The organism is Paenibacillus koleovorans NBRC 103111, assembly GCF_004000845.1.
Classification (GTDB): Bacteria; Bacillota; Bacilli; order Paenibacillales; family NBRC-103111; genus Paenibacillus_AA; species Paenibacillus_AA koleovorans.
The window spans coordinates 1-22,044 of the sequence record NZ_BIMA01000038.1 but is presented as its reverse complement, the minus strand read 5'-3'; the positions used below and the strand labels follow the sequence as shown (position 1 = coordinate 22,044).

The window sequence follows — 22,044 nt, the reverse complement described above, 5'->3', positions numbered from 1 at the left end:
CGAACGATGGGCCGCAGTTTGAAAAAAGGACCTTTTGTTGACGATCACTTGATGAAAAAAGTAGAGGGCCTCGGAACCGGTAAGAAAGTTGTTATCAAAACCTGGTCCCGCCGCTCGACGATTTTCCCTCAATTCGTTGGTCACACATTTGCTGTTTATGATGGCAAGAAGCACGTGCCTGTATACGTAACGGAAGACATGGTCGGACATAAGTTGGGCGAATTCGCGCCAACCCGTACGTACAAAGGACATACCGACGACGACAAGAAAACCGGTAAGCGATAAGATAAGCATTTTGTCGAGAGACATCTTATGTTTGAGAGGAGGGTACTACCATGCAACAAGCTAAAGCTCATGTGAGCCATGTGCGCATTTCTTCGCGTAAGGTTCAGCTGGTGATCGACTTGATTCGCGGCAAGAAGGTTGGCGATGCGGTCGCGATTCTTCGCCACACGCCACGTTCGGCGTCGCCGGTTGTCGAGAAGCTGCTCAACTCCGCGATTGCGAATGCCGAGCACAACTTCTCCCTGGACCCGAACAAATTGGTTATTTCGGAAGTTTACGTGAACCAAGGTCCAACCATGAAGAGATTCCAACCTCGTTCGCAAGGACGTGCGTTCAGCATATTCAAACGTACCAGCCACATTACTCTTGTGGTATCCGAAAAATAAGGAGGGATAACGTGTGGGTCAAAAAGTAAATCCCGTTGGTTTAAGAATTGGAATCATCAGAGATTGGGAGTCCAAGTGGTATGCCGACAAGGAATTCGGTACCCTTCTGATGGAAGACGTAAAGATTCGCGAATACTTGAAGAGCAAGCTGAAAGATTCGGCTGTGTCTCATTTCGATATCGAGCGTGCGGCTAACCGCGTGAACGTAACGATTCATACCGCTAAACCAGGTATGGTTATCGGCAAGGGCGGCGCAGAAGTGGAAGTCATCCGCAACCACATCGCCAAGTTGTCCGGTAAGAGAGTTCACATCAATATCGCCGAAATCAAAAACCCGGAATTGAACGCTACCCTCGTGGCCGAGAGCATCGCTCAACAGCTGGAGCGCCGCGTATCGTTCCGTCGTGCCATGAAGCAATCGATCCAACGCTCGATGCGTGCAGGCGCCAAAGGAATCAAAACCGGCGTAAGCGGTCGTCTGGGCGGCGCGGAAATCGCTCGTAGCGAAGGCTACAGCGAAGGTACAGTGCCTCTTCATACGCTGCGTGCGGATATCGACTACGGTACGGCTGAAGCACATACGACTTATGGCCGCATCGGCGTTAAAGTCTGGATCTACCGTGGCGAAGTTCTTCCGACAGCGAAGAAAAAGGCTGTTCAGGAAGGAGGAAACTAATCATGTTGATGCCTAAACGCGTGAAACACCGCAAAGAACATCGCGGCACCATGACTGGTAATACAAAGGGTGGAGCGGAAATCGCCTTCGGCGAATACGGTCTGCAAGCTTTGGAGCCGGCATGGGTGACGAACCGTCAGATCGAAGCGGCTCGTATTGCGATGACCCGTTACATCAAGCGGGGCGGTAAAGTATGGATTAAAATTTTCCCTTCCAAGCCGATTACGCAAAAGCCGCTTGAGGTACGGATGGGTAGCGGTAAAGGTAACGTTGAGAAGTGGGTAGCGGTTGTGAAGCCGGGCAAGATCATGTTCGAATTGGCCGGGGTGACCGAAGAAATCGCACGTGAAGCTATGCGTCTCGCTTCTCACAAGCTCCCAATCAAGACGAAGTTCGTGAAACGAGAAGAAGTGGGTGGTGAAGCAAATGAAAGCAACTGAATTTCGCAACTTAACCACTGCTGAGCTAGAGCACAAAATTTCCGGATTTAAGGAAGAACTCTTCAACCTCCGTTTTCAACTGGCTACCGGTCAACTGGACAATCCGGTCCGGCTTCGCGAGCTGCGTAAGGAAATCGCGCGCGCGAAGACGATTATTCGTGAAAGAGAACTCGGGATCAGCTAAAGAACCTAGAGAGGAGGGCACGCTATGGAACAGCGCAATGAACGTAAAGTTCAGGTCGGCAAAGTCGTCAGCGACAAGATGGACAAAACCATCGTTGTAGCGGTTGAGACTTACAAGAAGCATGACCTGTACCATAAGCGCATTAAATACACTAAGAAATTCAAAGCACATGACGAGAACAATGAAGCACAAATCGGCGATGTCGTGAAGATCATGGAAACCCGCCCACTTTCCAAAGACAAAAATTGGAGATTGGTTGAAATCGTCGAGAAGGCTGTCATTATCTAACTGCTTAACGGCACATATCTCGAAAGGAGGGCATCCCCATGATTCAACCATTTACACGATTGACTTCGGCCGACAATTCCGGCGCTAAGCAATTGATGTGCATTCGCGTTCTCGGTGGTACCGGACGTCGCGTCGGCGCAATCGGCGACTTGATTATCTGCTCCGTGAAAGAAGCAACACCTGGTGGCGTTGTCAAGAAAGGCGATGTAGTTAAAGCCGTTATCGTCCGGACTAAGCGCTCTACGCGCCGCAAAGACGGTTCCTACATCCGTTTCGACGAGAATGCAGCGGTAATCGTGAAAGACGACAAGAGCCCGCGCGGCACCCGGATTTTCGGCCCAGTCGCTCGTGAGCTTCGCGATAAAGACTTCATGAAGATTGTATCGCTCGCACCGGAAGTTATCTAACCCTAGGACTTGCCCGTAGCGGTCCCGCAAAGTGAGGTGTAACGGAAAATGCCAAGATTGAAGAAAAGACTGGAATCGCACAACAACAAGCTGCATGTGAAGAAAGAAGATACCGTCATGGTCATCACAGGCAAGGACAAAGGGAAAAAAGGCCGCATCATCGCTGCTTACCCTCGTCAAAACCGCGTGTTGGTTGAAGGCGTCAACCTGGTGAAGAAGCACCAGAAGCCTACTCAGCAAAATCCGCAAGGCGGCATCCTGTCTCAAGAGGCTCCGATTCACGTGTCCAACGTGATGCTGCTGGATCCGAAGAGCGGCCTGCCGACTCGTATTGGTTACAAAGTGCTGGAGAACGGTAAAAAAGTTCGCGTAGCCAAAAAATCCGGTGAAGTGATCGATTAATTGAATCGTATGGAAAGGAGGTCCAAGTAAGATGGCAGCAAGAATGAAGGATCGTTTCTTGAACGAAGTGACTCCTGCGCTGATGCAGAAGTTTAACTATACATCGGTTATGCAAGTGCCGAAGATTGAGAAAGTGGTCATCAACATGGGTGTAGGTGACGCGGTAGGGAACTCCAAGGTCATCGACACGGCGGTACAAGACATGCAGATCATCGCAGGTCAAAAGCCGGTTGTAACGCGCGCCAAGAAGTCCATCGCAGGCTTCAAGCTTCGCGAGAACATGCCGATCGGCGTGAAGGTAACGCTTCGCGGCGAGCGCATGTACTACTTCCTGGATAAGCTGTTCAACGTGGCATTGCCTCGCGTGCGTGACTTCCGCGGGATCTCGAACAAAGCGTTCGACGGTCGCGGCAACTACACGCTCGGTCTGAAAGAACAGTTGATCTTCCCTGAAATCGAGTACGACAAGGTCGACAAAGTACGCGGTATGGACATCGTCATTGTTACGACAGCCCGCTCGGATGAAGAATCCCGTGAGCTTCTGACACAGCTCGGCATGCCGTTCGTGAAATAAGAAGGAAACCGGAGGTGTAACGTTCAGTGGCAAAAACATCGATGATCGTCAAGCAACAGCGCGCGCCGAAGTTCAAGGTCCAAGCCTATACTCGTTGCGAGCGTTGCGGTCGTCCGCATTCCGTGTTGCGCAAATTCAAGATTTGCAGAATTTGTTTCCGTGAACTGGCTTACAAAGGTCAGATTCCCGGCGTGAAGAAGGCAAGTTGGTAATAACCCTACTTCGGGAAGGAGGTTCGCTTAAATGGTAATGTCAGATCCGATTGCAGATATGCTTACTCGCATTCGCAACGCTAATATCGTTCGTCACGAAACTGTTGAAGTTCCCGCTTCCAAGATCAAGAAGGAAATTGCGGAAATCTTGAAGAAAGAGGGCTTCATCCGTGACGCTGAATATGTAGATGACAGCAAGCAAGGGATTATCCGTATTTTCTTGAAATACGGCCCGAACAACGAGCGCGTCATCACGGGGTTGAAACGCATCAGCAAACCAGGTCTTCGCGTTTACACGAAGAGCTTGGAAATTCCTAAAGTCCTCGGTGGACTGGGAATCGCGATTATTTCGACTTCGAAAGGTGTTATGACAGACAAGGATGCCCGTCAAACTAAGTCTGGCGGCGAAGTTGTCTGCTACGTTTGGTAATCTACAGCCTGTAAGAATGGAGGTGCAACAATGTCCCGTATTGGTCGTAAAACCATTACAATTCCGAGCGGCGTCGACGTAAAGCTCGAAAATACACACATTACGGTTAAAGGACCGAAAGGTACGCTTAGCCGCGAATTGCATAAAGACATGAAAATTGTTATTGAAGGAACGGACCTGAATGTTGAGCGTCCATCCGACAATAAGCTTCACCGCTCCCTGCACGGTACGACCCGAAGCATCATCAACAACATGGTGAGCGGCGTAACGGCTGGTTTCGTGAAGAACCTGGACCTGGTTGGCGTCGGTTACCGCGCGAACAAAACCGGCGATAAGCTGGTTCTGAACGTTGGTTACTCCCACCCGGTTGAGATCTTGCCTGAGAATGGCATCGAGTTCGAAGTGCCAACCAACACGAAGATTATCGTGAAGGGGATCGACAAAGAGCTCGTTGGCGCAACGGCTGCCAAAATCCGCGCGGTTCGTGAGCCTGAGCCTTACAAAGGCAAAGGGATCAAGTACGAAGGCGAGCGCATCCTTCGCAAAGAAGGTAAAGCCGGTAAGAAGAAGTAAGGAACATCCCCTAAGAAACCGACAGCGTTTCTTGGCCTAAGGAAGGAGTGAACAACCGATGATTACTAAAGGTGATAAGAATAAAGCCCGTCAGAAGAGACACTTGCGTGTTCGTAAAACAATCAAAGGGACAACGCAACGTCCGCGGTTGAATGTTTTCCGTTCCTCCAAGCACATCTACGCTCAAATCATTGACGATATTCAAGGTGTAACACTGGTATCCGCGTCCACAGTGGACAAGGAACTGGGCGAAGTGGCGAACGGCGGCAATGTCGACGCAGCTGTGCAAGTAGGCGCCCTCGTGGCGAAACGTGCGAAAGCGGCCGGCATCGACAGAGTGGTTTTCGATCGTGGCGGATATCTGTATCATGGGCGTATTCAGGCTTTGGCCGATGCGGCTCGTGAAGGCGGACTTGAATTCTAAGGAAATTTCTCAATAAGGAGGTAAACGACTTGCGTGTAGATCCCAATACGTTAGAGCTGACAGAGAAAGTTGTCAACATCAACCGCGTTGCGAAAGTAGTTAAAGGTGGTCGTCGTTTTAGCTTCAGCGCATTGGTTGTTGTCGGCGACGGCAACGGCTGGGTTGGCGCTGGTATCGGCAAAGCGGCTGAAGTACCGGACGCCATCCGCAAAGGCGTCGAAGATGCGAAGAAGAATCTGGTGCATGTACCGATCGTAGGAACAACGATTCCCCATCTGGTAACGGGCCAATTCGGCGCTGGACGCGTTCTGTTGAAACCGGCTTCCAAGGGTACCGGCGTAATCGCCGGCGGTCCTGTTCGTGCGGTTCTGGAACTGGCGGGAGTAGGCGATATCTTGACGAAATCGCTCGGATCCTCCAACTCCATGAACATGGTGAACGCGACTTTGGAAGGATTGCAACGTTTGAAAAAAGCGGAAGAGGTTGCGAAACTTCGCGGCAAAACCGTTCAAGAGCTTTTAGGTTAGGAGGGCAAAGACTATGTCTCAATTGCAAATCACCCTCAAGCGCAGTCTGATCGGTCGTCCGGAAACGCAACGGGTAACGGTAAGAACGCTTGGTTTGCGCAAGCTGCATCAAACCGTAGTTCACAATGACAGTCCCGCGATCCGCGGTATGGTCAACCAAGTGAGCCATCTCGTTGAAGTGAAGGAAGTATAATCGATCAGCCTCGAACGAGCGAATCGACATAGCAATACGGCAATGAATATCAATTAAGGAGGTGCAATCGATGAAGTTACATGAGCTGACTCCTGCACCAGGTTCCAAGAAGACCCGCAATCGTGTGGGTCGTGGAATCGGGAGCGGTAACGGGAAAACTTCCGGTCGCGGTCATAAAGGGCAAAACGCTCGCTCCGGCGGCGGTGTGCGTCCAGGCTTCGAGGGTGGTCAAAACCCTTTGTATCGTCGCTTGCCGAAGCGTGGCTTTACTAATCGGAATCGCGTCGAGTACGCTTTGGTTAATGTTACAGAACTGAATCAATTCGCAGCGGGAACTGAAGTCACTCCGGAATTCCTCGTTGAGTCCGGACTTGTGAAAAATCCTAAAGACGGCATCAAAGTTTTAGGAAATGGCGAGCTTACTGTACAACTGACAGTGAAGGCGAACAAGTTCTCTCAATCTGCGGTAGACAAGATTCAAGCTGCCGGCGGTAAAACCGAGGTGATTTAATGTTTAAGACATTGTCCAACATCATGAAAGTAAACGATCTGAGACGAAGAATTATATTTACGCTTCTGGTCTTGATCGTTTACCGGATCGGCGCTTTTATCCCCGTGCCCAATATCGATAATGACGTTTTAACCAGCATCGATCAAAGCAATAGCGGCGGCGTGTTCAACTTGCTTAACACCTTCTCCGGTGGCGCGTTGTTCAATTTCTCGATTTTCGCTATGGGGATTATGCCGTACATCACTGCATCGATCATCGTACAATTGTTGTCGATGGACGTGATTCCTCGGTTTACGCAGTGGGCGAAGGAAGGCGAAGTTGGACGTAAGAAGCTGGCCCAGATTACTCGTTACGGCACGATCGTTCTTGGCGTGATCCAAGGGTTCGGGTTGGCTTTCGGCTTTAACCGACTTTACAGTTTACAACTCGTTATCGATCCCGGCGTGACGACTTACGTACTGATTGCGATCGTATTGACGGCGGGAACGGCTTTCTTGATGTGGTTAGGCGAGCAAATTACAGAGCACGGCATTGGCAACGGAATATCGGTGATTATCTTTGCCGGTATCGTCGCGGCCATCCCGAACGGCATCAACCAGATTTACTTGCGGTTGTTTGCGGAAGCGGAAGGTGCGCTGTTCTTGAACATCTTGAAGGTTGTGATCATTCTCATCGTCGTTCTGGCCATTATTGCCGGAGTCATCTTCGTGCAACAAGGGGTTCGGAAGATTCCAGTTCAGTATGCGAAGCGTGTAGTCGGTCGCAAAATGTACGGCGGTCAGTCGACGCACATCCCGCTTAAAGTGAACGCTGCGGGCGTTATTCCGGTTATTTTCGCGCTTTCGCTCTTGGTGTTCCCACCGACGATCGCTCAGTTCTGGCGCGGGAATGTCGTAGCGGACTGGATCATTAACAACTTGACCTATACCGCTGCTTTCGGGATGGTCTTGTACGTGCTGATGATCATCGGTTTCACTTATTTCTACACGTTCGTTCAGATCAATCCGGTGCAGATGGCCGATCAGATGAAGAAGAACGGCGGCTATATTCCAGGCATTCGTCCGGGTAAGATGACGTCTTCGTACTTGACTAGAGTCATGACGCGCATCACGCTGTCGGGCGCGATCTTCCTGGCTGCCATCTCGATCTTGCCCGTATTCTTCAGTAAGGCGGCAGGGTTGCCGCAAACCGTTACGATCGGGGGCACGTCCTTGCTGATCGTGATCGGGGTTGCGCTGGAGACCATGAAGCAAATCGAGAGCCAACTGATCAAGCGTCATTACAAAGGGTTCATTAATAAATAACACAGCAGTCGGAGCTAGGTGCTGATGGTCGCCTCACTTAAGCCGTCGGTTCCTATCGCCTGTTGGTCTACCATCGTTCTATGCATACAGCATGCAGAGAAGTATGGATGAGGCATGCTTCTCGGGGAAGAGGCGTACTGTGAACATTCTTTTTATGGGTCCTCCCGGGGCTGGTAAAGGTACACAAGCGGAACGGATTGTCGAGCAGTTCGGCATTCCTCACATCTCGACAGGCGACGCGTTTCGTCTGGCGATGAGTCAAGGTACGGAAATGGGCGTACAAGCGAAGAGCTTCGTCGACCAAGGGCTGCTCGTACCGGATGAGATTACGAACGGCATCGTCAAAGAAAGACTGCAACACCCGGATTGCCAAAAAGGCTTCTTGCTCGATGGCTTCCCGAGAACGATCTCGCAAGCGGAAGCGTTGGATGACATGCTATCCTCGATGGGGAAGCAAATTAACCACGTGATCAACTTGACGGTCGATCGGGATTTGCTGCTCGGCCGATTGACCGGCCGCCGCATCTGCAAATCTTGCGGAGCTACGTATCATGTCATGTTCAACCCTCCGAAGGTCGAGAACGTATGCGACAAGTGCTCCGGCGACTTGTACCAGCGTTCGGACGATACCGAGGAGAAGGTGGGCACTCGTCTCGACGAGTACAGCAAGAAGACGGCCCCTCTGTTGGAGTACTACTCGAGCAAAGGGCTGCTGCGTGAAGTGAACGGGGAACAGGATATTGACCTGGTCACATCCGACATCTCTTCTCTGCTGCGAGGTCAAGCGGAATGATCATTTGCAAGTCCGAGGCCGAACTGAGCCTGATGCGGGAAGCCGGCAGAATCGTGGCGGAGACGCACCGACTGATGGCTCAAGCCGTCAAACCAGGCGTAACAACCAAGGAACTCGATCAAATCGCCGAAGACTATATTCGCAGTCAACACGCCATTCCGTCTTTCAAAGGCTATAACGGTTTTCCTGGTAGCATCTGCGCTTCTGTTAACGAAGAGCTCGTTCACGGCATCCCCGGGGACAGGAAGCTGCTCGAAGGAGATATTATCAGCATCGATATCGGTGCTAAGTTCCGGGGATACCACGGCGATTCCGCCTGGACGTATCCGGTCGGCCAAGTTTCGGACTCAGCCCGCAGGCTGCTGGAAGTGACGGAACGGTCGCTCTACGAAGGGTTGGCGAAAGCCAAAACCGACGCCCGGTTGTTCACCATTTCGCATGCGATTCAAAAGGTTGTCGAAGATGAGGGCTTTTCCATCGTTCGCGAGTATGTCGGGCATGGAATCGGTCAAAACTTGCATGAAGAACCGCAAATTCCGAATTACGGGCTGCCGGATCGCGGACCGCGGCTGAAGCCGGGCATGGTGCTTGCGATCGAGCCGATGGTGAATGTAGGCGAGCGATATGTGAAGACGCTGCAGGATGACTGGACCGTGGTCACACTGGACGGATCCTTGTGCGCGCACTTCGAGCACACGATCGCCATCACTGCCGAAGGGTATGAGATACTAACCCGATGTGAGGGGAACGGACTATGACCAAGTCTGGAGCCGCCCAGCATCCCGCGCTCGGTCAACTCGTGAAAGTGTTGCGAGGCCGGGAGCAGGACCAATATGCCGTAGTGGTTCGCTTGGATGATAGCCGGTTCGTATGGATTGCAGACGGAGACAAACGCAAATTCGACCAACCGAAGAAAAAAAATATCCTTCACCTCCAACTGCTGGATACGATCAGCGGCGAGGTTGCTGACAGCTTGAACGAAACCGGTCGTGTAACAAACGGAAAGCTTCGTTATGCATTGAGCAAGTATGTTGAAGCTGGGCAATCGGACGCACAGCAGAAAGGAGAATGACGGTGGCTAAAGAAGATGTAATTGAAGTGGAGGGCACCGTAATCGAACCGCTTCCGAACGCAATGTTCAAGGTGGAGCTCGAGAACGGGCACAAAGTATTGGCGCATGTATCGGGTAAAATTCGGATGCACTTCATCCGGATCCTGCCAGGTGATAAAGTTACGGTGGAGTTGTCTCCTTACGATTTGACCAGAGGGCGGATTACTTACCGTTTCAAATAAGCAGTAGTCGGTAAAACGGGGCCCCCGAAAAGATAAGTCGGATAGCTCCGAGATGCAACATCACTTTTTGGGGTGAATTAGGAGGTAATAAACCATGAAGGTAAGACCATCGGTCAAACCGATCTGTGAAAAATGCAAAGTCATTCGTCGCAAAGGCGCGGTAATGGTTATTTGCGAAAATCCGAAGCATAAGCAAAAACAAGGATAAGGAGGTGCATCCATTCAATGGCTCGTATAGCTGGTGTAGACTTGCCACGCGATAAGCGCGTAGAAATCGCTCTGACGTATATTTTCGGCATTGGCAAAACCACTTCGCAGAACATTCTGGCGGCTACTGACATCTCTGCTGCGACTCGCGTTCGCGATCTGACGGAAGATGAAGTAAGCAAGCTGCGTGAAGCGATCGACAAGAACGTGAAGGTGGAAGGCGATCTTCGTCGTGAAATCGCTCTGAACATCAAACGCCTTGTAGAAATCGGCTGCTACCGCGGTATCCGCCATCGTCGCGGATTGCCGGTTCGTGGTCAACGTACCAAAACAAATGCGCGTACGCGTAAAGGTCCTCGTCGTACCGTGGCTAATAAGAAAAAATAATAAGGGGGGATAACTCTCATGGCTAAACCGAAAAAAGCGGCTGTTCGCACGAAACGTCGTGACCGTAAAAACATTGATTCCGGCGTGGCTCATATCCGTTCCACGTTCAACAACACCATCGTGACGATCACCGATCCTCACGGTAACGCGATTTCTTGGGCTAGCTCCGGTAACTTGGGCTTTAAAGGCTCCCGTAAAAGCACTCCGTTTGCTGCGCAAATGGCTGCTGAATCGGCTGCTAAAGCTGCAATGGAACATGGCATGAAAAGCGTTGAAGTCATGGTTAAAGGTCCTGGCGCAGGCCGCGAGGCGGCTATCCGCTCGCTGCAGGCTGCAGGTCTCGAAGTCAACCTGATCAAAGACGTAACGCCAATTCCACACAACGGATGCCGTCCACCGAAACGTCGTCGTGTCTAATCGGATTGAAAAGCAAGTATAGTATAAATATCCCAAACATGTGAATAATGAATGTGAACGATAGGCATACTATAACTTTTTGCGTGTTCAGATATCCAGAGGGAAACGACGTTTTTCAAGGAGGGTTAAGTTCATGATCGAAATCGAAAAGCCAAAAATTGAAACCGTACAGCTGAACGAAGACGGAACCTATGGGAAGTTTATTATAGAGCCGTTGGAGCGTGGCTACGGTACAACGTTGGGCAACTCCTTGCGCCGCATCCTGCTCTCGTCCTTGCCGGGTGCAGCGGTTAATTCCGTTCAAATCGACGGAGTGCTTCATGAGTTCTCGACGATCCCCGGAGTGATGGAGGATGTGACGGAAGTCATCATCAATCTCAAGGGACTCTCATTAAAGATTCATTCCGACGAGGAAAAGGTGCTTGAAATCGATGCCGAAGGCGGAGGCAACGTCGTAGCGGGAGATATTCGCGCCGATAGTGATGTTGAGATTCTGAATCCGGATTTGCATATCGCCACCTTGGCTGCGGATGCTAGATTGCATATGCGCATTCATGCAAACCGCGGCAGAGGCTATGTGCAGGCCGATAAGAATAAGAGGGAAGATCAGCCGATCGGTGTGATTCCGGTAGATTCCATCTACACTCCAATCACTCGCGTGAACTACAGCGTTGAGAACACCCGTGTCGGTCAAGTCACGAACTACGACAAACTAACCCTCGAAGTGTGGACCGATGGAAGTATCCGACCTGAAGAGGCGGTCAGCCTAGGCGCCAAAATCCTGACGGAGCATCTGATGCTGTTCGTGGGATTGACGGATGAAGCCAAGGACGCCGAAATCATGGTGGAGAAAGAGGAAGACAAAAAAGAGAAAGTACTCGAGATGACGATCGAGGAGCTGGATCTTTCCGTACGTTCCTACAACTGCTTGAAGCGTGCAGGCATTAACACCGTTCAAGAGCTGATTACGAAGACCGAAGAGGATATGATGAAGGTTCGGAACTTGGGCCGCAAATCCTTGGAGGAAGTGCAAGAAAAGCTCGAAGAACTGGGTCTGGGCCTGCGGACAGAAGAATAATTAACACAAGAAGGAGGGGAAAGACATGGCCATTTATCAAAAGTTAGGTCGTGACTCCAGCGCGCGTAAAGCATTGTTCCGTGACCTGGTAACTGATCTTTTCTTATATGAACGTATTCAGACTACAGAAGCGAAGGCAAAGGAAATCCGCGGCATCGCCGAGAAGCTGATTACGCTCGCTAAGCGTGGAGATCTGCATGCTCGTCGTCAAGCCGCTGCTTTCGTTCGTCGCGAGCAACTGGAAGGCTCCGAGCAAGATGCTATCCAGAAGCTGTTCTCGGAATTGGCGACTCGGTACTCCGAGCGTTCGGGCGGTTACACGCGGATCCTGAAGCTGGGACCTCGCCGTGGAGATTCGGCTCCAATGGTGTACCTGGAACTGGTGGACCGCGCTTAATTCGATCGGATGGGAAAGGGTGGACAGAATCTGCTGATTCTGATGAAGCCCTTTTTTTGTTAGGGCAAAACCGGGAGAGCTGCTTCCGGCGAGTGTTTGGTGGGAGTCGATAGTTCTATGAGAAACATACGCATGGTGATCAGCTATGAAGGTACGCGTTACTTTGGTTTCCAGTCTCAGCCGGGGGGCAACACGATCCAGGATGAGCTGGAGAAGGCCGTGAAGTTGTTGACCGGGGAGGCAGTGTCGATCATATCGACCGGCCGAACCGATGCGGGCGTTCATGCCCGCTGTCACGCCATCAATTTCCGGACAGAATCGCAAATCCCGATTCACCGTTGGGCGTTGGCTCTGAACTCCAGGCTGCCGGACGACATCGTCGTTCAGGAAGCGGAAGAAGTGCCGCTCAGCTTTCATGCACGCCGTTCCGCGAAACGCAAAACCTATCGATACACCATAGACTGCGGTCGATACCACGATGTGTTCAACCGACACCTGCAGTTCCATCATCCGACTCCCCTGAATAGGGAGGCTATGGCGAAGGCGATGGAGTGTTTGATCGGGGAGCATGACTTCACCTCGTTCTGTTCGACCAAATCGACGAAGCCTTCTCACGTACGCATCCTCTATGAGGCGTACTTAGAATACAACGAGCAGGAGGCTCGGCTGCAACTGTATTTTACGGGCAACGGCTTCCTGCAGCACATGGTACGGATCCTGGTTGGAACGTTGATTCAGATCGGCGAAGGGAAGCGCAGCAGCGAGGACATGCGTCGGATCTTGGAGGCTCGAGATCGGAGCCAAGCCGGCCCGACGGCCATGTCGCACGGACTGATGCTATGGGAAGTGTTCTACGCCCAAGCGCAGAAATAATCCTTGCTTCCGATCTGGATTTCATGTAATATATAAGTTGGCTTTTCAAAACTGGCACACCCACTGCCCCGAGTTTTGATTCCAAAAAGCCAACCAACACGATGAACATGACGACGTTTTTTATGAATAGCTTGGTAGGATTAAATTTAGGAGGATCATGCGAATGCGTACCACATATATGGCGAAGCCACAGCAAGTAGAACGCAAATGGTATGTTGTCGATGCAGCCGGCCAAACGCTCGGACGTCTGGCTAGCGAAGTGGCATCGATTTTGCGCGGCAAGCACAAGCCGGAATTCACTCCGCATGTTGATGCTGGAGATTTCGTAGTCGTAATCAACGCCGAGAAGATCGTTCTGACCGGCAAGAAGCTGCAGAAGAAAATGTACTACCGTCACTCCCAGCACCCAGGCGGTCTGAAAGTGACTTCCGCTCAAGAAATGCTCGACAAGCGTCCGGATCGGATGCTTGAGCTGGCGATCTACGGCATGCTGCCGAAGAATCGACTCGGCGATCAATTGAGAACGAAACTGAACGTGTATGCCGGTTCTGAGCATCCACATGCAGCACAACAACCGCAGGTTTGGGAACTTCGCGGATAATAGAGGGAGGACCGATTCATGGCACAAGTTCAATACTACGGAACCGGCCGTCGTAAGCACTCCGTTGCACGTGTTCGCCTTGTACCAGGCGAAGGCCGGATCGTGATTAATGACCGCAACCTGGACGAATACTTCGGACTGGAAACCTTGAAGCTGATCGTGAAACAACCGTTGAACCTGACGGAAACACTGGGCAAGTACGACGTTCTCGTCATTGCTAACGGTGGAGGCACTACTGGACAAGCCGGCGCCATCCGCCACGGGATCTCCCGTGCGCTGCTGAAGGTTGACCCGGAATTCCGTCCGCCGCTCAAGAGAGCCGGCTTCCTGACACGCGACCCGCGGATGAAGGAACGGAAGAAATACGGCCTGAAGGCTGCCCGTCGTGCGCCTCAGTTCTCCAAGCGTTAAGATTGGATTGTTATATGCAAGCTCGAAGCCACCGGTTTTCAATCGGTGGCTTTTCTTATCCCCTTTTTATCGAACAGATGAAAAGGGGATTTTGGCATAGATGAAATACACACCAAGGCATATTCACCGCACCGCGCAAATGCCCATACACTAGGGAAGGGTTCGAAATAAATATAAGGATAGGATTGACTTTCTATCAAAATGACTTATACTTAAGCATATAAAGCATACCTGTATACTCGGAATTAAACGTGAGGAGGACTATTTCAAATGAATTTATTTGAGAAAGAAGCACTTATCCGCGAAGCGGCAGAACGTTTCGAGCACGATTCCCCAGAGGCGCTGCTAGCGTGGGCGGTCGATACGTTCCCTAACATAACATTCGCTTGCAGCTTCGGAGCGGAGGATGTCGTCCTGATCGACATGCTGCACAAGACGCGCCCGGGAACGGCTGTGTTCTATCTCGACACCAACCTGCATTTCCAAGAGACATATGAAACCCGCGACAAGCTGGTGGAGCGATATAACGTACCCTTCACGCAAGTGCTGCCCAAGCTAACGCTGGAGGAGCAAGCGGCTAAGCATGGGGAAGAGATGTGGAAGTCCGATGCGAACGGATGCTGCAACATCCGCAAGGTGGAGCCGCTCACCGAGATTCTCGGTCAATACGAAGCATGGATTACCGGCATTCGCCGCGATCAGGCACCTACACGCGCCAACGCTAAGAAAGTCGAATACGATACGAAGTTCGGCCTCGTGAAGTTCAATCCGCTGGCCAGTTGGACAACCGACGATGTATGGAACTACATCCGCCAGCACGACGTACCGTACAACGCGCTGCACGACAACTATTACCCGAGCATAGGCTGCGAGAAGTGTACGCGCCAAGTGCTGCCGGGCGAAGATCCACGAGCCGGTCGTTGGTCGGGCAATGAGAAGACCGAATGCGGATTGCACAAATAAGGAGGCCAGCAGAGAAGATGAGTGAGACGATTAAACCGCATGGCGGTGCATTGATCAATCGGTTGGTCGCAGGGGAGAAGCGTCAGCAGCTTCTGGATGCCGCACCGACACTGCGTAAGATCACAATCAATACATGGACCATCTCCGACCTGGACCTGATCGCCATCGGGGCGTTCTCCCCTTTGACAGGATTCCTGGAGGAGCCTGACTATAACTCGGTCGTGGAGCGGATGCGTCTCGCCGACGGCACCGTCTGGAGCATCCCGATTACCCTCCCGATCGAAGAGGCTGTATTCGAGCAGCTCAAGATCGGTGAGCAAGTAGCGCTAACCGGCGAAGACGGCGTCGTATACGCCATCCTTGACGTCCGCAGCGTCTACAAGGTCGATCAACGCCGCGAAGCGGTGCAAGTGTTCAAGACCGACGATCAAGAGCATCCGGGCGTACAAAAGCTGTTCTCGCGGTCCCCGTTTTATTTGGGCGGACCGGTGCAAGTGCTGAACCGGCCTAAGCCGGCCAAATTCGAAGCGTACTACTTCGATCCGGCTGAGACACGCAAACGGTTTGTCCAGAATGGCTGGAAGACGGTAGTTGGCTTCCAAACGCGGAATCCGGTGCACCGGGCGCATGAGTATATTCAGAAAACCGCGCTGGAAATCGTCGACGCCTTGTTCCTGAACCCGCTGGTGGGCGAGACGAAGTCGGATGACATTTCCGCCGATGTGCGCATGAAGAGCTACCTGGTGCTGCTCGAGAACTATTACCCGAAGCAGAGAACATTCCTGGGCGTGTTCCCGGCGGCAATGCGCTATGCTGGACCACGCGAAGCGATTTTCCACGCCATGGTGCGCAAAAACTACGGTTGCACGCACTTTATCGTCGGCCGCGACCATGCAGGCGTAGGCGACTACTATGGCACGTACGAAGCCCAAGAAATTTTCAAGAATTTCAAGCCGGAAGAGCTTGGGATCACGCCTTTATTTTTCGAACATAGCTTCTTCTGCACGAAATGCGGCAACATGGCGACGTCCAAAACATGCCCGCATGACAAAAACCATCACATGCATTTGTCCGGCACGAAAGTACGCGGCATGCTGCGCGAGGGCATCTGCCCGCCGGCTGAGTTTACTCGTCCGGAAGTAGCCAAAATCCTCATCGAAGGCATGTCCGAAGGCGTTGCAGGCGGCGTGCAAGGCTAAGCCACAAGCAAGCTGAACCGGCTTGCCGGTCATGTCCCATATAGGACGCATATTTGTCCACCCTGTCCCATATAGATTGGAGTAACGATCTAGCGGACTGGGGTGGATTTTTGTTATGAAAAGGCCAAGGACAAGAATCGTCGTATGGATCAACCGGCAAGGGCTGCTCAAGCTGGTCATGTCGGCCGCCCTGGTGGTGCTGATGCTGTTCCTGTTCACATACGAGCTTCCGGCCACCCGGACATGGACGTATTGGACGATGCCGCTGTCAGGCAAGGTGATCGCGATTGATGCTGGACACGGCGGACCCGATGGAGGTGCGGTGAGCAAGGAAGGCGTCATTGAGAAAGAAGTCAATTTGTCGATCGCGCTATACTTGAGGGACTATTTGCAGCAGTCCGGAGCCGTCGTCGTCATGACTCGGGAAGAGGACCGGGACTTGGCCGATTCGTCCACACGCGGGTACAGCAAGCGGAAGACGCAGGATTTGATGAACCGTGTCGAAATGATCCAGAACCAGAAAGCCGATCTGCTCATCAGCATCCATCTCAACAGCATTCCGTCCGCCAAGTGGTCGGGCGCCCAGACATTCTATTCGCCGAGTAACGATGCGGGGAAAAAGCTGGCGACCTCGATTCAGGAGGAGCTGAAGCGGAACTTGAACAACACGAACCGCGAGCCGAAATCGGAGAATACGGTATATCTGCTGAAGGAACTGACCATCCCTACGGCGCTGGTGGAGGTTGGATTTCTATCCAACCCGGCAGAAGCGAGACAGATGGCCGACGATGTGTATCAGCGCAAAGTAGCGGAGTCGATCTACCGCGGGGTGCTGAAATTCGCTGCATCGACCGGGGAGTGAAGGCTCACCATTTGGCGAGGGGCCAACGTATGGTATAATACGGACATTGAAACCAAATTTCTATACTTTCCTACGGGGGTCGCCATGTTAGCAAGAGAACAAGTATTAGACATCCTTAGCGCCGTGCAGGATCCGGAATATAAACAATCGCTCGTGCAGCTGCAACTGATTCGCGACGTGATGGTGAAGGAAAACAGCGTATCGCTTAGCCTGATTGCTACCCAGCAGGAAGAAGCAGCCGTCGAGGCGCTGAAAGAGCAAGTGAACGCGGCGCTTCGCAACGCGGGAGCGGCGGACGTACATATCCGCGTGCGTCCGATCTCGGACTTCGAACGCGGCGAAATCGCCAAAAGAACCGAAGGCGCCGCCGGAGAAGGACACGGCCACACGCATTCGCATGCAGGGCATTCCCATCATGCGCAACCGCAAGCTGCGCCTTCCGTCGGCATCCTGAGCCCGGAATCCGGCACCGTCTTCATCGCCGTTGCCAGCGGCAAGGGCGGCGTGGGCAAGTCCACCGTCACCGCCAACCTGGCCGTCGCCTTGGCGCGGCAAGGCAAGAAGGTCGGCATCGTAGACGCCGACATCTACGGCTTCAGCATCCCCGACATGATGGGGATCGAGGAACGGCCGGAGGTCGTGAACGAGAAGATCGTACCGATCGAGCGCTTCGGCGTGAAGGTCATCTCCATGGGCTTCTTCGTGGAGGACAATGCCCCGATCATCTGGCGAGGACCGATGCTAGGCAAGATGCTGCGCAACTTTTTCAACGAAGTGAACTGGGGCCGGCTTGATTACTTGCTGTTGGATCTCCCTCCAGGCACTGGAGATGTCGCGCTGGACGTGCACCAGATGATCCCGCAGAGCAAGGAAATCATCGTCACTACACCGCACGCGACAGCGGCATTCGTGGCGGCGAGAGCCGGGGCCATGGCCGTGCACACGAATCACGAAATTCTCGGCGTAGTCGAGAATATGGCGTACTATGAATGCGGCAAGTGCGGAAACAAGGAATATGTGTTCGGCCGCGGCGGCGGGGGCAAGCTGGCGGAGGAGCTGCACACCGTACTGCTGGGTCAAATCCCGCTCGGAGCGCCGGACAACCATCCATCCGAGCCGGACTTCTCGCCATCGGTGTACAAAGCCGATTCCGCAACCGGCAAGCTGTATCTGGAGATGGCCGACCACCTGATCCACCGGCTAAGCTAAGCCACGCTCAGAAGAAGAACAAGGACCGTGCTGCCACCCTCGAGGCGAGGCAAGCGACGGTCCTTTATTTTGTCCGACTTTATTTATTCGACCCCTTGTCCTGCTCCTTGCCTTGATCTTCCTTCCCGCCTTGCTCGCCGCTACCGCCACTGCCACCGCCGCCTTTGGCGTTTTTCTGCTCCGGAGGATTCGTCTGCTCCTTAACGACCTTCTGCAGCATCTCCATGATCTGCGCTTTGAACAGCGGGCTCTGCATCGTTTCCTGCATGATCGCAGCCGTTTGCTGCCGATATGGCGTTGTTTTCAACACGTCCAACACGATTTTCTCATACTCCGGATTATTCATGATTTGCACCATCTGCTTCTGATACTCGGGGTCCTTCATCAGATCTTTCTGGAGCTGTTTATTCTGCTTCTGAATCGCTTTGGCAAAGTCGCCCGCGAACTTCGGTTCAACCATCAGCTGACGGACAATCTTATCCGTATCCTCGGCCGTCAAGATTTCCTTTACCGCGAGCTGCACCTGTTGACCGGTATCGGTCGAGAGCAGCTTCATGGAAGAGTTTTGTTCGCTGAGGTTCGCTTCGGCAATCGCCTTTTTGCCTTCCTCCGTCTTCAGGATATCGAGCACCATCGACTTCGTTTCTTTGTAGCTGCCGCCGCCGCTCTGCGAACCGCCTTGGGACGATCCGCCGCCGCACGATGCGAGTATAGGAAGGAGGAGAACAGCTATCCAACGCATGCTTTTTGCATTCATGAATCCAGTGGCTCCCTTCGGAAAATCGATTTTTCTTAGTATTCGTCTTAAGGGGGGGATTATGTTCGGAGAAGATTGGCTTTTTGCTGAACAGCTTGGTACAATCGAGAAGGAGTTGGAGAAGTTCCAGCAATGGGAAGAGCGTTCGGAGGGGATTGGCTTGACGTTAAGAAAATGGGGTTATTTATTTTGGACCACGCTGTTGATCGGTACGGTGGCGGGCATGATTGCCGGCGCGATCATCAAGGCGTTTGACGATTCATTTGTATTTCTAGGCGTGGAAGTGGGCGCTTACGAGTGGGTGTTCATGGTATTCGGCGCCAGCATGATCAGCGTGCTCAGCCAGATGGGCTTTTTCGCTTATTTGACGCTGCGCTTTATCGCCATCAGCTTTTTCCGCCGCAAAATGGTTTATTGGACCATCCTGCAGGCGCTTATCGTGGCCATCGCTTTCTTCGATGTGGCCTACTTGCGGTATACGGGGTATGAAGGGGAAGACAAGTCGGTGCTCGGCTTTCTTATTTTGCCCATTATGCTTCTTCTCGTGGGGCTGGCCATTTCTTATTGGAAAATGAAGCAAACCAATAGCTCCGCCTTCATTCCGACCTTATTTTTCATGACCGTGGTGACGATTATCGAAGCGGTACCGGCGTTTAATCTTGATGATACAGGCGGTCGCTCATACGTCATCTTTATGGTGGTCCCGCTGATTGTTTGCAATGCATGGCAAATTATGCAGCTGCATAAAATTACTCAACCGGCCGCAACGCAAAAAGAGCTAACGAATTAGCTCTTTTTTCAACGGGTTTCCCTTCTACTTGGTCGTAGTAGTGGGAGGAGCGATCGTCGATTTCTCGGCTTCCTTCTGCGTTACGTTCGTCTGCTGGAGCAACTGGCCTACGGTGACGAACTCATACCCCTTGGAGCGCAACTGATCGATAATCGTCGGCAACGCTTCGTGCGTCTGTTTCACGGAATCGCTGGCATGCAGCAGGACAATGTCGCCGGGGTGCGCTTTGGTTACGACGCGGTTGATGATGTTGTCCACCCCTTTGTTCATCCAGTCGAGCGAATCGGTGTCCCATTGAATGACCTTGTAGTTCAGGTCGTTCGCAACCCGCAGCACGCGTTTGTCGAAGTCACCGTTCGGCATCCGGATCAGAGTCGGCGATTTGCCCGTCAGATCGGTCAGGATTGTGTGGGCCGTCTCGATTTGCTTGCGGATTTCCTCTTCGCTCAGGCCGCTGTAGTTGACGTGCTTGTGGCCGTGGCTGCCGATTTCATAGCCGCTGTCGACGATTTTTTTCACGATTTCCGGATGAGTCTGACTCCAAGGCGAAGAGAGGAAGAACGTTGCGTTCTTGACGCCTTTTTGTTGCAGAATTTGCAGGATCGGCTCGGTGCGCTTGTCGCCCCAGCTGATGTCGAACGTAAGCGCCAGCACCTTCTGCTCGGTTTCCACGCTATAGACGGCGGAGGGCTCGCCCTGCGAGAAAACGGTAATGTTGCCTTTCTCCGAATACAGAATACCGGCTGCGAATAGGACGGCGATGCACATGATAAACACCTGTTTGATTTTGCGCCCGTTCATAACATAAAAGAAGTTCACGTAGCTGATTTCCTCCTTCACCGCTTGCGGCACAGATTTGGGGTGCTGCGCTACAGCTTGTTTTACTGGATTTAGTGCATGTATATGCTCGTACTATTCGCTTCATGCTTCATTATTTGGACAGGGGGGCCAGGCATGTTTCAATTTCGCTTGTTGTTTCGATATATGGCCGCTACGCCGAAATACATGATTGCCGCTGCTCTTGTGTTCCTCGCAGGGGTAGTGCTAGGCTATGCGTATTCGGAGCAGTTCGACGCCTTCTTGCGGGAGCAGATTGAGGGCCTGCGCGAGTTGGCTCAGTCGATCAGCAATAAGCCACATTCGCAGCTGTATTTGTTCGGGTTCATTTTCCTTAATAATGCGTTCAAAAGCTTGCTGATTGTGTTCTCCGGCGTGCTGCTCGCGTTTGTGCCGATTTTCTTCCTGGTGATCAATGGGATGATTATCGGGTATTTGGCGTTCCATCAAGCGGAGGCCGATCAGCTGGGGCTATTATTGAAAGGCATTTTGCCGCACGGTGTCATCGAAATTCCGGCCATTATCGTCGCTTCCGCATTCGGCATCCGTCTAGGAGCGATTATGTTCAAAGGGTTGTTGAGTGCTTTCAGCAGCCGAGGACGGACTTTGTTCCGGGAAGAGATGCGCATGTTCTGGAAAATCGCTCCGGCGCTCTGCGTCCTGCTTGTCGGCAGTTTGCTGGTGGCGGCTATCATTGAAAGTACGTTTACCCCGTGGCTGATGCAGCAATAAAAAAGATAAGCCCCCGATTCATAAAAATGCCAAATTCTGTGCATAACAGTAAGGCGGCAGTCGGAACCATAGAATTTCTGCCGGCCAAGGGGGGCTTGAACGCCGGATGCTCGGTTTTCTGTTCAATCAAAGAGAGTGCAAGGAGCTCGACTACGTGCTTCGCAAAGAGTTGGACGAGATGCTGTTCGACCTCAAGGATACACGGATCGATCAGGACGTGAAGACGGCGATCGAATCCCGGTACAAAGTGATCTTCCGCATGTATGCGAGATTGGCGTCGCCCAAGGAGTTGTCCAAGTACGCGAGAGGCCGCACCGATCGGGCCAAATAAGCGCTTGACTCCTTGGAGTCGATGTGTTAAATTAGTGTTCGCCGCAAAACAAGCTTGTCCTTCCAGGACAGCCATTGAGAGCCAAGTTAAA

Annotated in this window: 38 protein-coding genes; 36 read left to right on the top strand and 2 right to left on the bottom strand. The window is 52.3% G+C overall.

Features of this window, described 5'->3' with window-relative positions:
* The first annotated feature begins 6 nt into the window (after positions 1-6).
* The 33 genes from rpsS (at position 7) to salA (ending at position 18,506) form a co-directional block, all read left to right on the top strand.
* Positions 7-285, top strand: a complete 279-nt coding sequence (gene rpsS, locus PKO02S_RS14570) for a 30S ribosomal protein S19 (RefSeq protein ID WP_127584013.1) — start codon at positions 7-9, stop codon at positions 283-285.
* Positions 286-335: 50 nt separating this feature from the next.
* Positions 336-671, top strand: a complete 336-nt coding sequence (gene rplV, locus PKO02S_RS14565) for a 50S ribosomal protein L22 (protein ID WP_127584011.1) — start codon at positions 336-338, stop codon at positions 669-671.
* Between the two features lie 13 nt (positions 672-684).
* Positions 685-1,347: a 30S ribosomal protein S3 gene (gene rpsC / locus PKO02S_RS14560; protein WP_127584008.1), complete on the top strand. Its 663-nt coding sequence runs from the start codon at positions 685-687 to the stop codon at positions 1,345-1,347.
* A 2-nt stretch (positions 1,348-1,349) separates the two neighbouring features.
* Positions 1,350-1,787 carry a 50S ribosomal protein L16 gene (gene rplP / locus PKO02S_RS14555; protein ID WP_127584006.1) on the top strand — a complete coding sequence of 146 codons (438 nt, stop codon included), beginning with the start codon at positions 1,350-1,352 and terminating at the stop codon, positions 1,785-1,787.
* The gene (gene rpmC / locus PKO02S_RS14550; protein ID WP_127584004.1) at positions 1,774-1,971 is read left to right on the top strand and encodes a 50S ribosomal protein L29; all 198 of its coding nucleotides are present in this window, start codon (positions 1,774-1,776) and stop codon (positions 1,969-1,971) included. Before rplP ends, rpmC begins: the two co-directional genes overlap by 14 nt.
* Positions 1,972-1,995: 24 nt before the next feature.
* Complete coding sequence (rpsQ, locus tag PKO02S_RS14545) at positions 1,996-2,259, top strand: 30S ribosomal protein S17 (RefSeq protein ID WP_127584002.1); 264 nt, start codon at positions 1,996-1,998, stop codon at positions 2,257-2,259.
* Between the two features lie 38 nt (positions 2,260-2,297).
* Positions 2,298-2,666: a 50S ribosomal protein L14 gene (gene rplN / locus PKO02S_RS14540; protein ID WP_127584000.1), complete on the top strand. Its 369-nt coding sequence runs from the start codon at positions 2,298-2,300 to the stop codon at positions 2,664-2,666.
* 48 nt (positions 2,667-2,714) lie between these two features.
* Positions 2,715-3,068: a 50S ribosomal protein L24 gene (rplX, locus tag PKO02S_RS14535; RefSeq protein WP_218033931.1), complete on the top strand. Its 354-nt coding sequence runs from the start codon at positions 2,715-2,717 to the stop codon at positions 3,066-3,068.
* A gap of 31 nt (positions 3,069-3,099) precedes the next feature.
* A complete protein-coding gene (gene rplE / locus PKO02S_RS14530) occupies positions 3,100-3,642 on the top strand; it encodes a 50S ribosomal protein L5 (protein WP_127583998.1) in 543 nt (180 codons plus the stop codon).
* Between the two features lie 26 nt (positions 3,643-3,668).
* Entirely contained in the window at positions 3,669-3,854 is a 186-nt protein-coding gene (locus tag PKO02S_RS14525; protein ID WP_127583995.1) for a type Z 30S ribosomal protein S14, read from the top strand.
* A gap of 31 nt (positions 3,855-3,885) precedes the next feature.
* A complete protein-coding gene (gene rpsH, locus PKO02S_RS14520) occupies positions 3,886-4,284 on the top strand; it encodes a 30S ribosomal protein S8 (RefSeq protein WP_127583993.1) in 399 nt (132 codons plus the stop codon).
* 30 nt (positions 4,285-4,314) lie between these two features.
* Positions 4,315-4,857 carry a 50S ribosomal protein L6 gene (gene rplF / locus PKO02S_RS14515; RefSeq protein WP_127583991.1) on the top strand — a complete coding sequence of 181 codons (543 nt, stop codon included), beginning with the start codon at positions 4,315-4,317 and terminating at the stop codon, positions 4,855-4,857.
* A gap of 58 nt (positions 4,858-4,915) precedes the next feature.
* Positions 4,916-5,281 (top strand): 50S ribosomal protein L18, encoded by a 366-nt coding sequence (gene rplR / locus PKO02S_RS14510; protein WP_127583989.1) that lies wholly within the window; start codon positions 4,916-4,918, stop codon positions 5,279-5,281.
* A gap of 29 nt (positions 5,282-5,310) precedes the next feature.
* On the top strand, positions 5,311-5,808 hold the full coding sequence (rpsE, locus tag PKO02S_RS14505; protein WP_127583987.1) for a 30S ribosomal protein S5: 498 nt from the start codon (positions 5,311-5,313) through the stop codon (positions 5,806-5,808).
* 13 nt (positions 5,809-5,821) lie between these two features.
* Positions 5,822-6,001 (top strand): 50S ribosomal protein L30, encoded by a 180-nt coding sequence (gene rpmD, locus PKO02S_RS14500; RefSeq protein WP_127583985.1) that lies wholly within the window; start codon positions 5,822-5,824, stop codon positions 5,999-6,001.
* Between the two features lie 70 nt (positions 6,002-6,071).
* A complete protein-coding gene (gene rplO, locus PKO02S_RS14495; protein ID WP_127583983.1) occupies positions 6,072-6,512 on the top strand; it encodes a 50S ribosomal protein L15 in 441 nt (146 codons plus the stop codon).
* Positions 6,512-7,816: a preprotein translocase subunit SecY gene (gene secY, locus PKO02S_RS14490; RefSeq protein ID WP_127583981.1), complete on the top strand. Its 1,305-nt coding sequence runs from the start codon at positions 6,512-6,514 to the stop codon at positions 7,814-7,816. The genes rplO and secY overlap by 1 nt, the downstream gene beginning before the upstream one ends.
* A gap of 139 nt (positions 7,817-7,955) precedes the next feature.
* Positions 7,956-8,609 (top strand): adenylate kinase, encoded by a 654-nt coding sequence (locus PKO02S_RS14485; protein WP_127583978.1) that lies wholly within the window; start codon positions 7,956-7,958, stop codon positions 8,607-8,609.
* Positions 8,606-9,367: a type I methionyl aminopeptidase gene (map, locus tag PKO02S_RS14480; RefSeq protein ID WP_127583976.1), complete on the top strand. Its 762-nt coding sequence runs from the start codon at positions 8,606-8,608 to the stop codon at positions 9,365-9,367. The genes PKO02S_RS14485 and map overlap by 4 nt, the downstream gene beginning before the upstream one ends.
* On the top strand, positions 9,364-9,681 hold the full coding sequence (locus tag PKO02S_RS14475; RefSeq protein WP_127583974.1) for a KOW domain-containing RNA-binding protein: 318 nt from the start codon (positions 9,364-9,366) through the stop codon (positions 9,679-9,681). The genes map and PKO02S_RS14475 overlap by 4 nt, the downstream gene beginning before the upstream one ends.
* A 2-nt stretch (positions 9,682-9,683) precedes the next feature.
* Entirely contained in the window at positions 9,684-9,902 is a 219-nt protein-coding gene (infA, locus tag PKO02S_RS14470) for a translation initiation factor IF-1 (RefSeq protein WP_127583972.1), read from the top strand.
* A 94-nt stretch (positions 9,903-9,996) separates the two neighbouring features.
* A complete protein-coding gene (gene rpmJ / locus PKO02S_RS14465) occupies positions 9,997-10,110 on the top strand; it encodes a 50S ribosomal protein L36 (protein ID WP_022738894.1) in 114 nt (37 codons plus the stop codon).
* A 17-nt stretch (positions 10,111-10,127) separates the two neighbouring features.
* Positions 10,128-10,496 carry a 30S ribosomal protein S13 gene (rpsM, locus tag PKO02S_RS14460; RefSeq protein ID WP_127583970.1) on the top strand — a complete coding sequence of 123 codons (369 nt, stop codon included), beginning with the start codon at positions 10,128-10,130 and terminating at the stop codon, positions 10,494-10,496.
* An 18-nt stretch (positions 10,497-10,514) separates the two neighbouring features.
* Positions 10,515-10,913, top strand: coding sequence for a 30S ribosomal protein S11 (gene rpsK / locus PKO02S_RS14455; RefSeq protein WP_127583968.1), 399 nt, complete (start codon positions 10,515-10,517; stop codon positions 10,911-10,913).
* Between the two features lie 133 nt (positions 10,914-11,046).
* A complete protein-coding gene (locus PKO02S_RS14450; protein ID WP_127583966.1) occupies positions 11,047-11,991 on the top strand; it encodes a DNA-directed RNA polymerase subunit alpha in 945 nt (314 codons plus the stop codon).
* A 25-nt stretch (positions 11,992-12,016) separates the two neighbouring features.
* Positions 12,017-12,388 carry a 50S ribosomal protein L17 gene (rplQ, locus tag PKO02S_RS14445; RefSeq protein WP_127583964.1) on the top strand — a complete coding sequence of 124 codons (372 nt, stop codon included), beginning with the start codon at positions 12,017-12,019 and terminating at the stop codon, positions 12,386-12,388.
* 117 nt (positions 12,389-12,505) lie between these two features.
* Complete coding sequence (gene truA, locus PKO02S_RS14440) at positions 12,506-13,261, top strand: tRNA pseudouridine(38-40) synthase TruA (RefSeq protein ID WP_127583962.1); 756 nt, start codon at positions 12,506-12,508, stop codon at positions 13,259-13,261.
* 163 nt (positions 13,262-13,424) lie between these two features.
* Positions 13,425-13,862, top strand: a complete 438-nt coding sequence (gene rplM, locus PKO02S_RS14435; RefSeq protein ID WP_127583960.1) for a 50S ribosomal protein L13 — start codon at positions 13,425-13,427, stop codon at positions 13,860-13,862.
* Positions 13,863-13,880: 18 nt separating this feature from the next.
* Positions 13,881-14,273, top strand: a complete 393-nt coding sequence (gene rpsI / locus PKO02S_RS14430) for a 30S ribosomal protein S9 (protein WP_127583958.1) — start codon at positions 13,881-13,883, stop codon at positions 14,271-14,273.
* Positions 14,274-14,543: 270 nt separating this feature from the next.
* Positions 14,544-15,236, top strand: coding sequence for a phosphoadenylyl-sulfate reductase (locus tag PKO02S_RS14425; RefSeq protein WP_127583956.1), 693 nt, complete (start codon positions 14,544-14,546; stop codon positions 15,234-15,236).
* Between the two features lie 17 nt (positions 15,237-15,253).
* The gene (sat, locus tag PKO02S_RS14420; RefSeq protein WP_127583954.1) at positions 15,254-16,435 is read left to right on the top strand and encodes a sulfate adenylyltransferase; all 1,182 of its coding nucleotides are present in this window, start codon (positions 15,254-15,256) and stop codon (positions 16,433-16,435) included.
* Positions 16,436-16,550: 115 nt separating this feature from the next.
* Entirely contained in the window at positions 16,551-17,297 is a 747-nt protein-coding gene (cwlD, locus tag PKO02S_RS14415; RefSeq protein ID WP_127583952.1) for an N-acetylmuramoyl-L-alanine amidase CwlD, read from the top strand.
* 84 nt (positions 17,298-17,381) lie between these two features.
* Positions 17,382-18,506 (top strand): iron-sulfur carrier protein/transcriptional regulator SalA, encoded by a 1,125-nt coding sequence (salA, locus tag PKO02S_RS14410; protein ID WP_127583950.1) that lies wholly within the window; start codon positions 17,382-17,384, stop codon positions 18,504-18,506.
* 79 nt (positions 18,507-18,585) lie between these two features.
* Here salA and gerD read toward each other — a convergent pair whose 3' ends face one another.
* The gene (gerD, locus tag PKO02S_RS14405) at positions 18,586-19,263 is read right to left on the bottom strand and encodes a spore germination lipoprotein GerD (protein ID WP_127583948.1); all 678 of its coding nucleotides are present in this window, start codon (positions 19,261-19,263) and stop codon (positions 18,586-18,588) included.
* A gap of 61 nt (positions 19,264-19,324) precedes the next feature.
* On the opposite strand from gerD, the gene PKO02S_RS14400 reads away from it, so the two are divergent.
* Entirely contained in the window at positions 19,325-20,053 is a 729-nt protein-coding gene (locus PKO02S_RS14400; protein WP_246067024.1) for a KinB-signaling pathway activation protein, read from the top strand.
* Positions 20,054-20,077: 24 nt separating this feature from the next.
* Here the strand turns inward: PKO02S_RS14400 and pdaB are convergent, their stop codons facing one another.
* Positions 20,078-20,872 carry a polysaccharide deacetylase family sporulation protein PdaB gene (pdaB, locus tag PKO02S_RS14395; protein ID WP_127583946.1) on the bottom strand — a complete coding sequence of 265 codons (795 nt, stop codon included), beginning with the start codon at positions 20,870-20,872 and terminating at the stop codon, positions 20,078-20,080.
* A gap of 135 nt (positions 20,873-21,007) precedes the next feature.
* On the opposite strand from pdaB, the gene PKO02S_RS14390 reads away from it, so the two are divergent.
* Together PKO02S_RS14390 and PKO02S_RS14385 are read left to right on the top strand one after the other, a co-directional pair.
* Positions 21,008-21,622 (top strand): stage II sporulation protein M, encoded by a 615-nt coding sequence (locus PKO02S_RS14390; RefSeq protein ID WP_164821462.1) that lies wholly within the window; start codon positions 21,008-21,010, stop codon positions 21,620-21,622.
* A 106-nt stretch (positions 21,623-21,728) separates the two neighbouring features.
* Positions 21,729-21,953 carry a hypothetical protein gene (locus PKO02S_RS14385; RefSeq protein ID WP_127583941.1) on the top strand — a complete coding sequence of 75 codons (225 nt, stop codon included), beginning with the start codon at positions 21,729-21,731 and terminating at the stop codon, positions 21,951-21,953.
* Positions 21,954-22,044 lie beyond the last annotated feature (91 nt).

What these genes read in the sequence shown, in the direction of transcription:
- sat (WP_127583954.1), top strand. Translation starts at nt 15,254, where the DNA reads ATGAGTGAGACGATTAAACCGCATGGCGGTGCATTGATCAATCGGTTG.
- rpmC (WP_127584004.1), top strand. Translation starts at nt 1,774, where the DNA reads ATGAAAGCAACTGAATTTCGCAACTTAACCACTGCTGAGCTAGAGCAC.
- rpsI (WP_127583958.1), top strand. Translation starts at nt 13,881, where the DNA reads ATGGCACAAGTTCAATACTACGGAACCGGCCGTCGTAAGCACTCCGTT.
- rpsS (WP_127584013.1), top strand. Translation starts at nt 7, where the DNA reads ATGGGCCGCAGTTTGAAAAAAGGACCTTTTGTTGACGATCACTTGATG.
- cwlD (WP_127583952.1), top strand. Translation starts at nt 16,551, where the DNA reads ATGAAAAGGCCAAGGACAAGAATCGTCGTATGGATCAACCGGCAAGGG.
- PKO02S_RS14385 (WP_127583941.1), top strand. Translation starts at nt 21,729, where the DNA reads ATGCTCGGTTTTCTGTTCAATCAAAGAGAGTGCAAGGAGCTCGACTAC.
- gerD (WP_127583948.1), bottom strand. Translation starts at nt 19,263, where the DNA reads ATGAATGCAAAAAGCATGCGTTGGATAGCTGTTCTCCTCCTTCCTATA.
- rpsQ (WP_127584002.1), top strand. Translation starts at nt 1,996, where the DNA reads ATGGAACAGCGCAATGAACGTAAAGTTCAGGTCGGCAAAGTCGTCAGC.
- rpsH (WP_127583993.1), top strand. Translation starts at nt 3,886, where the DNA reads ATGGTAATGTCAGATCCGATTGCAGATATGCTTACTCGCATTCGCAAC.
- rpmD (WP_127583985.1), top strand. Translation starts at nt 5,822, where the DNA reads ATGTCTCAATTGCAAATCACCCTCAAGCGCAGTCTGATCGGTCGTCCG.
- PKO02S_RS14390 (WP_164821462.1), top strand. Translation starts at nt 21,008, where the DNA reads ATGTTTCAATTTCGCTTGTTGTTTCGATATATGGCCGCTACGCCGAAA.
- PKO02S_RS14425 (WP_127583956.1), top strand. Translation starts at nt 14,544, where the DNA reads ATGAATTTATTTGAGAAAGAAGCACTTATCCGCGAAGCGGCAGAACGT.
- rpsK (WP_127583968.1), top strand. Translation starts at nt 10,515, where the DNA reads ATGGCTAAACCGAAAAAAGCGGCTGTTCGCACGAAACGTCGTGACCGT.
- rpmJ (WP_022738894.1), top strand. Translation starts at nt 9,997, where the DNA reads ATGAAGGTAAGACCATCGGTCAAACCGATCTGTGAAAAATGCAAAGTC.
- rplF (WP_127583991.1), top strand. Translation starts at nt 4,315, where the DNA reads ATGTCCCGTATTGGTCGTAAAACCATTACAATTCCGAGCGGCGTCGAC.
- rplV (WP_127584011.1), top strand. Translation starts at nt 336, where the DNA reads ATGCAACAAGCTAAAGCTCATGTGAGCCATGTGCGCATTTCTTCGCGT.
- secY (WP_127583981.1), top strand. Translation starts at nt 6,512, where the DNA reads ATGTTTAAGACATTGTCCAACATCATGAAAGTAAACGATCTGAGACGA.
- map (WP_127583976.1), top strand. Translation starts at nt 8,606, where the DNA reads ATGATCATTTGCAAGTCCGAGGCCGAACTGAGCCTGATGCGGGAAGCC.
- PKO02S_RS14400 (WP_246067024.1), top strand. Translation starts at nt 19,325, where the DNA reads ATGTTCGGAGAAGATTGGCTTTTTGCTGAACAGCTTGGTACAATCGAG.
- rplQ (WP_127583964.1), top strand. Translation starts at nt 12,017, where the DNA reads ATGGCCATTTATCAAAAGTTAGGTCGTGACTCCAGCGCGCGTAAAGCA.
- rplE (WP_127583998.1), top strand. Translation starts at nt 3,100, where the DNA reads ATGGCAGCAAGAATGAAGGATCGTTTCTTGAACGAAGTGACTCCTGCG.
- truA (WP_127583962.1), top strand. Translation starts at nt 12,506, where the DNA reads ATGAGAAACATACGCATGGTGATCAGCTATGAAGGTACGCGTTACTTT.
- rplO (WP_127583983.1), top strand. Translation starts at nt 6,072, where the DNA reads ATGAAGTTACATGAGCTGACTCCTGCACCAGGTTCCAAGAAGACCCGC.
- rplN (WP_127584000.1), top strand. Translation starts at nt 2,298, where the DNA reads ATGATTCAACCATTTACACGATTGACTTCGGCCGACAATTCCGGCGCT.
- salA (WP_127583950.1), top strand. Translation starts at nt 17,382, where the DNA reads ATGTTAGCAAGAGAACAAGTATTAGACATCCTTAGCGCCGTGCAGGAT.
- rplX (WP_218033931.1), top strand. Translation starts at nt 2,715, where the DNA reads ATGCCAAGATTGAAGAAAAGACTGGAATCGCACAACAACAAGCTGCAT.
- rplM (WP_127583960.1), top strand. Translation starts at nt 13,425, where the DNA reads ATGCGTACCACATATATGGCGAAGCCACAGCAAGTAGAACGCAAATGG.
- PKO02S_RS14475 (WP_127583974.1), top strand. Translation starts at nt 9,364, where the DNA reads ATGACCAAGTCTGGAGCCGCCCAGCATCCCGCGCTCGGTCAACTCGTG.
- rplR (WP_127583989.1), top strand. Translation starts at nt 4,916, where the DNA reads ATGATTACTAAAGGTGATAAGAATAAAGCCCGTCAGAAGAGACACTTG.
- rplP (WP_127584006.1), top strand. Translation starts at nt 1,350, where the DNA reads ATGTTGATGCCTAAACGCGTGAAACACCGCAAAGAACATCGCGGCACC.
- rpsM (WP_127583970.1), top strand. Translation starts at nt 10,128, where the DNA reads ATGGCTCGTATAGCTGGTGTAGACTTGCCACGCGATAAGCGCGTAGAA.
- PKO02S_RS14450 (WP_127583966.1), top strand. Translation starts at nt 11,047, where the DNA reads ATGATCGAAATCGAAAAGCCAAAAATTGAAACCGTACAGCTGAACGAA.